This is a genomic window from Geomonas sp. (assembly GCF_056994735.1).
Window position 1 is genome coordinate 21,584 of the sequence record NZ_JBXKJL010000121.1, and the last position, 6,670, is coordinate 28,253.

Annotated in this window: 7 protein-coding genes; 2 read left to right on the forward strand and 5 right to left on the reverse strand. The window is 59.9% G+C overall.

The window, feature by feature from the left end; genetic code table 11:
• Positions 1 to 29: 29 nt before the first annotated feature.
• From AC11W3_RS05930 to AC11W3_RS05950, 5 genes are all read right to left on the reverse strand, one after another.
• Positions 30 to 539, reverse strand: a complete 510-nt coding sequence (locus tag AC11W3_RS05930; RefSeq protein WP_484088595.1) for a TlpA disulfide reductase family protein — start codon at positions 537 to 539, stop codon at positions 30 to 32.
• The gene (locus AC11W3_RS05935; RefSeq protein ID WP_484088615.1) at positions 539 to 1,900 is read right to left on the reverse strand and encodes a sigma-54-dependent transcriptional regulator; all 1,362 of its coding nucleotides are present in this window, start codon (positions 1,898 to 1,900) and stop codon (positions 539 to 541) included. Before AC11W3_RS05935 ends, AC11W3_RS05930 begins: the two co-directional genes overlap by 1 nt.
• A 307-nt stretch (positions 1,901 to 2,207) precedes the next feature.
• Positions 2,208 to 2,468 carry a hypothetical protein gene (locus tag AC11W3_RS05940; protein WP_484088594.1) on the reverse strand — a complete coding sequence of 87 codons (261 nt, stop codon included), beginning with the start codon at positions 2,466 to 2,468 and terminating at the stop codon, positions 2,208 to 2,210.
• A 229-nt stretch (positions 2,469 to 2,697) separates the two neighbouring features.
• On the reverse strand, positions 2,698 to 3,666 hold the full coding sequence (locus tag AC11W3_RS05945; RefSeq protein WP_484088593.1) for a polyprenyl synthetase family protein: 969 nt from the start codon (positions 3,664 to 3,666) through the stop codon (positions 2,698 to 2,700).
• Between the two features lie 215 nt (positions 3,667 to 3,881).
• Positions 3,882 to 4,154, reverse strand: a complete 273-nt coding sequence (locus tag AC11W3_RS05950) for a hypothetical protein (RefSeq protein WP_484088592.1) — start codon at positions 4,152 to 4,154, stop codon at positions 3,882 to 3,884.
• A 387-nt stretch (positions 4,155 to 4,541) separates the two neighbouring features.
• Between AC11W3_RS05950 and AC11W3_RS05955 the strand changes: the two genes are divergently transcribed.
• Positions 4,542 to 6,143, forward strand: a complete 1,602-nt coding sequence (locus tag AC11W3_RS05955) for a glucose-6-phosphate isomerase (protein WP_484092641.1) — start codon at positions 4,542 to 4,544, stop codon at positions 6,141 to 6,143.
• 94 nt (positions 6,144 to 6,237) lie between these two features.
• Complete coding sequence (locus tag AC11W3_RS05960) at positions 6,238 to 6,507, forward strand: beta-eliminating lyase-related protein (protein ID WP_484092642.1); 270 nt, start codon at positions 6,238 to 6,240, stop codon at positions 6,505 to 6,507.
• Positions 6,508 to 6,670: the final 163 nt, after the last annotated feature.

Consider the following 6,670-nt stretch of genomic DNA (forward strand, 5'->3'; position numbering starts at 1 on the left):
GGTGCGTGCGGTGCCGCCGGGGCTGCGGGTTACTTTTTCCTGATTAAGTCGTCGAATGCGGCAACCACCTGTGGAGAGCTCCAATCCATCGGACCGATTACCTTTTTGAGTATAACACCCTTGGGATCTATCACAAAAGTTTCGGGGACCCCGGTGGTTCCGTAGCGCTTGGCGACCTTGCCGTCGGTGTCGAGCAGGGCCGGCAGCGAGACTCCATTCTTCTGGAAGAAGGAGAGGACGGCGTCCTTGCCCCCTTCGTCTATGGAAACGGCCAGCATCTGGAAGGGCTTGCCCTGCATGAGCTGGTTCAGTTTCACCATGGAGGGGATCTCCTCGCGGCAGGGGGGGCACCAGGTGGCCCAGAAGTTGAGCATGACCACCTTTCCCTTCAGGGAGGAAAGCTGGACCGGCCGACCGGAGAGGTCCTTCAGGGTGAAATCAGGGGCCGGATTCCCCTCGACTGCCGGCTCCTCATGCTTGGTACAGCCCGAGACCACGAAAACGCCCAGCAGCAACACGGCCAAAACCCAACGCTTCATTACTTCCTCCCCGGTTGAACGATATTGTATTTTTCCATCCTGTAGATCAGCGTATGACGCGGGATGCGGAGGAACCTGGCTGCGGCGGTCTGGTTCCAGTCGCACCTCGACAGCGCCTCCAGCACCGCCTCCCTCTCCAGCTGCTCGAGCGAATATCCCTCCGGCGGCAGGCGCAGCACCCCACCCTGCGGGCCACCGGCAGCGGCGGAGATCTTTTCCGGCAGCTCCTCCACCGCGATCTGGTCCCCCTCCCGCATGATGAGGAGGCGCTCCACGGTGTTCTCGAGCTCACGCACGTTTCCGGGCCAGGTGTACCTCTGCAGCCGCTCCAGCGCCGGCTTGGTGAAGGTCACCCCTTCGGCTCCGAATTTGGCGCAGAAGTAGCGCAGCAAAAGCGGGATGTCCTCCGCCCTTTCCCTCAGGGGGGGGAGCTTGATCGGTATCACGCAGAGCCGATAGTAGAGGTCCTCGCGGAACCTCCCCTCGGCAATCGATCTCTCGACGTCGGCGTTGGTGGCGGCCACCACCCGGAGGTCGATCTTCTCGCTGGACGTCCCCCCCACCCGTTCGACCACCCTCTCCTGCAGCACGCGCAGCAGCTTGGGTTGGAGCTCGAGGGGAAGGTCGCCGACCTCGTCGAGGAATATGGTTCCCCCCTCGGCCAGTTGGAACTTCCCTTCCTTGTCGCGGATGGCGCCGGTGAAGGCCCCCTTCACGTGGCCGAAGAGCTCGCTCTCCAGGAGGTCCTTGGGGATGGCGGCGCAGTTCACCGCGACGAACGGGGCGCTGCGGCGGGAACTGCCGGAATGGATGGCACGGGCCACCAGCTCCTTCCCGGTACCGGACTCCCCGGTGATGAGGACGGTGGCCTCGGTGTCGGCGACCTTGCGGACCACGGCGAAGACCCCCTCCATGGCGCGGGAGGTCCCGATGATGCTCTTGAATTCGGCCCTGCCCGAGAGCTCTTCCCTGAGGAGGCGGTTCTCCTCGGAGAGCCCCTGCAACTGAAGCCCCTTGCGCACCGTCAGCTTCAGCTCGTCACGGTTGAAGGGCTTGGTCAGGTAGTCGAAGGCGCCAAGCTTCATCGCCTCGACGGCGGTGTCTATGGCGCCGAAGGCGGTGAGGACGATGACGACGGTGGCCGGGGATTTCTCCTTGATGGCGGAAAGGACCTGGAAGCCGCTGATGCCGGGCATCTTCAGGTCCGTTATCACCAGGGACGGTTCTTTCTCGGCGAACAGCTTGAGCCCGCTCTCGCCGTCGGCGGCGGTAAAGACGGAATACCCCTCCTGCTGGAGGTTGTATTCCAGCACCCGGCGCAGCGAGCTGTCGTCATCTATGATCAATATCCTGGGGGGCATCGGGTCCTGGGCGGCAAGAGGTTGCCCCGGCATCGGGGTCAGCCTTAATTTTTAACCGATTTGGGCGGTCAGGGCAATCAATTTATAATGAGCTGCAGGTCAAGGAACTGCAAATGAAGATCTCCCCTGTCGAAGCGATCGGGAGAGTCCTTGTGATGGTGTGGCAAGAGAGGGCGAGAAATGGCATCGGGAAGAGAAATGGAACGGTGGGAAGTGATCGAGGTGGAGCTGCCATGGTAGCTATTCAGCGTGCCCCGGGACGGGCGACGGTGCCCGGGAAAAGGGCCTCGCCGACTTTACCCTTCGATCAAAGGCGGCGCCCCTTGGGGCGGCGAGGAGAACCAAGATAACTATTGGTGAGCTCCCTGGTCCCGATCGCCAGCGGGAGCAGGTTTTCATGCCTCTTCAGTGCATCGACGACGGTGGGGCCGTCGGTGATTATGACGTCACCTTCTCCGAGGCAGGTCTTGGCGAAATACCTCCCGGCGGCGCTGCAATAGATATTGATGCTGAAGTACTCCCCGTTAACTTCCAGTTCAGACGAGTGCAGCGGCGTCTCTTCGTCCACGTTGCCCCCCACGAAAATGAATCTCATAGTTCGGGGAGACGAGGTAGCAAAAAGCAGACCAGCCGGTGCAGCGATGGAGAGCGCTTGGCGGGATTGCAGACGGAAGTTCGCGACGTGACATGATATCGCGAAGACGAGACAGCCGTGGCAAGGGTAAATTAATTAAAAAAAATACACTAAAAATAACTAATGGCGAGAGGAGCCCGGTTAAATGACGAGCCGCTAACGGTTATTTAACGCGCGTCACGACATAGTCGGCGAGATCCGCCATGGCATCCCTGACCACTGAAGCCGGGAATTTATCCAAGTGCTTCTTGCAGAGGGCGACGTGTTCCCTGGCAGCAGCAACGGTGTGCTCGATGCCGCCGTAACGGTGGACCAGGGCGAAGACGCTGGCGAAGTCCTCGTCGCTGAGGAGTTCCTTTTCCACCACCGCCGCGATCACCTCGCGCTCCTCCGGGGTGCAGCATTGGAGAGTGTGGATCAAGGGGAGGGTGATCTTTCCCTCTTCCAGGTCGTGGCCGATGCTCTTTCCGAACTGCTCTTCGCTGGCGGTATAGTCCAGGGTGTCGTCCATCAGCTGGAAGGCGATCCCCAGTTCCATACCGTAGTCGGCCACAGCCTGTTGCAGCTCGGGCTCGGCTTTTCCGAGAATGGCGCCCACCTCGCAGGCGGCGGAGAGCAGGATGGCGGTCTTGGAGCGGACCACCTCGATGAAGCGGTCGACGGTGATATCGAGATCGCTGGTGCAGACCAGCTGCAGCACTTCCCCCTCGGCGATCATGGTCGTGGCGTCGGCAAGGATCTTGAGAATCCCGAGATCGCCGTCGGCGACCATGAGGGAGAAGGACTTGGAGAAGAGAAAGTCGCCGACCAGCACCGATGCCTCGTTGCCCCAAAGGGTGTTGGCGGAAGCGATGCCACGGCGGAGGTTGGCGTTATCTACCACGTCGTCATGGAGCAGGGTGGCGGTGTGGATGAACTCCACCACGCTCGCCAGCGGAACGCTGCGGGCACCTTCGTAGCCGCAGAGCCGGGCTGCCAGCAGGACGAGGGCCGGACGAATCCTCTTGCCGCCGCTCGAGAGGACGTACTCGCCGACCTTGCGGATCAGCGGGACATCAGACTGCAGGTCTTTTTTGAACTGCAGTTCTACGTTTTTAAGTTCTTCCCCTATAATGGCAAGGGCTGCATCCATAACATGCCTCATTTTATCTTGCGGCCCGTCGAACGTCACGGTGGAAGGGGACAAAGCTGCGTTTTTACAGCTAGATCTGCCGATGCTCTGGCGCGCCGGGATACTTGGGATTGACAGGGCACTGTAGCAAATCCCGTTTCATTATTCAAGGCATTTCGTTAGGGATCTCGCACCTCTGCCAGGGGTTCCAGAATCCTCCGAAGCCTGAGCCCGGCTCAGGCGGCTCGCTGATCCTGGTGCTGGAGAAGGCACGATTCAAGCTCCTTCTCAAGCCTCGCCCTGGTAATTCCCAGGGCGCGTGCGATCCTCTCGTTGTCACATCCGTAGCGGTCGATGGCAATGAGGAGAAGGGCCTTCCTGAGTGATATGGACAGCTTGTCCATCACGTGATCCTGCGAGCTGGCGGCGATAACCCCGAAGACCGGTTCGAGGTTCTCCTGGAAGAGCCTCGCCGTGGCATCCACATCCTTCCTGCGCTTTGCGTTCATCTGTTCCCCCGATTCTCCCTCGCCTGGAGTGGCGACGTCTTTTCTCATTACAACAGCCGTACCACGACATCCGCCCCTTGCACTCGCTGTAGGTACAGGTTATTGTTGAGTTAATTCAGCCCCCCCGGTTTCCCTGCCGAAACCGGCAATGTTCACACCTTGCACAAGCAGGTGCCGCTACGGCATAAATATGTGCAATATCGGGTAGTTGCAGCTGCAGCCACTCTCATGAGCAGCAACGGGCGGTTTTGAACAGGACTCGCCGTCGAACTTGAATAAGTTTTAATTTATGATATGATGCCCCGGCACAAATGAGAAATGCTGGCCGTACCCGAGTCAAACTCAGCAAAAACATCAACGACACTGGCAACTCGTACGGGAGGTTACATGCAAAAGCCGCAGCTCTGGGAGCGCTACAAACACAGGCTCTACCACAACCCCGAGATCGGGATGACGGTTGATACCAGCAGGATGAACTTTCCCGACAGCTTTCTAGTGGAAATGGAGCCGCGCCTGCAAAAGGGATATAAGGCGATGGCGGAGCTCGAGCAAGGCGCGGTGGCCAATCCGGACGAGAACCGGATGGTAGGGCATTACTGGCTGCGAGCTCCCGAGCTTGCCCCCAATGAGGAATTATCGGAAGAGATAATCGGGACGGTGGCCTCAATCAAGGCTTTTGCAGGGTCGGTACATGCAGGGAACATTTCCGCTCCCGGCGGCGTCCATTTCACCAAGTTTCTCATCGTTGGTATTGGCGGATCGGCCCTCGGCCCCCAGTTCGTCGCCGACAGCCTCGGGGGCGCGAAGAACCGGATGCGGCCGTACTTCTTCGACAATACCGACCCCGACGGCATGGACCGGGTCATCGCCGAACTCGGTAATTCCCTCCAGCAGACGCTGGTAGTGGTAATTTCCAAAAGCGGCGGGACCAAGGAGACTCGCAATGGCATGCTTGAGGCCCGGGAGGCCTTCCACAAGGCGGGATTGAACTTCTCCGGCCACGCCGTTGCCGTCACCGGGGTTGGCAGCGAACTGGACCGCACCGCTTCCGAAGAGGAGTGGCTGGCACGTTTCCCGATGTGGGACTGGGTCGGAGGAAGGACCTCCGTCACCTCGGCTGTCGGCCTTCTCCCCGCCGCGCTGCAGGGTATCGACATCGACCTGATTCTCGACGGCGCCAGGCTCTGCGACCAGAGCACCAGGAGCACCGTCACCAGGGAGAACCCCGCAGCCCTCCTTGCCATCTCCTGGTTCCACGCCACCGCGGGACGAGGCGCCAAGGACATGGTCATCCTTCCGTACAAGGACAGGCTCCTCCTCTTCTCCAGGTACCTGCAGCAGCTGATCATGGAATCGCTCGGCAAGGAACGCGACGTGGACGGCAAGACCGTCACGCAGGGTATCGCCGTCTACGGCAACAAGGGTTCCACGGACCAGCACGCCTATGTGCAGCAACTGCGGGAAGGGGTGCCCAACTTCTTTGCCACCTTTATCGAGGTGCTCAGGGACCGCGAGGGCGCCTCCATCGAAGTCGACCCGGGAGCGACCTCGGGGGATTATCTTTCCGGCTTTTTCCAGGGAACGAGGGAGGCGCTGTACGAGAAAGGGAGGGAATCGCTGACCATCACGGTCAATGAGGTCTCGCCGGTCTCTGTCGGCGCGCTGATCGCTTTGTACGAACGGGCAGTGGGACTGTACGCCTCGCTGGTCAATATCAACGCCTACCATCAGCCCGGTGTCGAGGCCGGGAAAAAGGCCGCCGGTACCGTTCTCAAGCTCCAGGGGGAGATCCTGGAACTCTTGCGGGAACAGCAGGGACGGGAGTTCACCTGCGAGGAAATGGCCATGGCACTGGCGCGACCAGATGAAGTCGAGACCGTCTTCAATATCATGAGGCACCTGGCGGCCAACCCCGATCACTGCGTCTGCTACCTGAGGGACGACAAGATCTGGAACAACAGGTACCGCTTCGTCGAGAAGCCGGAGTAAGGGCGCTAGGTAAAAAGCAGGTGCACGCGGATCACATCGGATAGGATCGGATCAAAGTCGGATTGACCTGAGAGGGGAATGCTAGAGGAAGGGCATGAAGCTCGTAGATCTAAGAAGCGACACCGTCACCCGCCCCTCTGCCGCCATGCGCAAGGTCATGGCCGAAGCCGAGGTTGGCGACGATGTCTATGGCGAAGACCTGACCGTGAACAGGCTGCAGCGCGGCGGATCTGCGGGAAGCTCTGGCCCTGGAAGGAATACTCATCGGGCGGGGGGGAGCGATGCGACTGGCGACCACATGGACGTGAACTTCGCGGACGTGAAGCTGGCTGTCGACGCCTTTAAACGATTCTTCTCGGCGTAGTCCGGTTCCTTTACTTTAGCGCTAATCTTCCGCTACGAGATTGTCATCCCCGAATGCCCTTATCGGGGATCCAGATTTCACGTCGTGTAGGAGCTGGATTCCCGATCAGAATCGCTTCGGGAATGACAGTTTTGGGAGTTGGCGGAAGATTGATACTAATCAG

Excerpts from the sequence above, each read along its gene's own strand:
- AC11W3_RS05935 (WP_484088615.1), bottom strand. The coding sequence starts at position 1,900 with ATGCCCCCCAGGATATTGATCATAGATGACGACAGCTCGCTGCGCCGG.
- AC11W3_RS05960 (WP_484092642.1), top strand. The coding sequence starts at position 6,238 with ATGAAGCTCGTAGATCTAAGAAGCGACACCGTCACCCGCCCCTCTGCC.
- AC11W3_RS05945 (WP_484088593.1), bottom strand. The coding sequence starts at position 3,666 with ATGGATGCAGCCCTTGCCATTATAGGGGAAGAACTTAAAAACGTAGAA.
- AC11W3_RS05930 (WP_484088595.1), bottom strand. The coding sequence starts at position 539 with ATGAAGCGTTGGGTTTTGGCCGTGTTGCTGCTGGGCGTTTTCGTGGTC.
- AC11W3_RS05955 (WP_484092641.1), top strand. The coding sequence starts at position 4,542 with ATGCAAAAGCCGCAGCTCTGGGAGCGCTACAAACACAGGCTCTACCAC.
- AC11W3_RS05950 (WP_484088592.1), bottom strand. The coding sequence starts at position 4,154 with ATGAACGCAAAGCGCAGGAAGGATGTGGATGCCACGGCGAGGCTCTTC.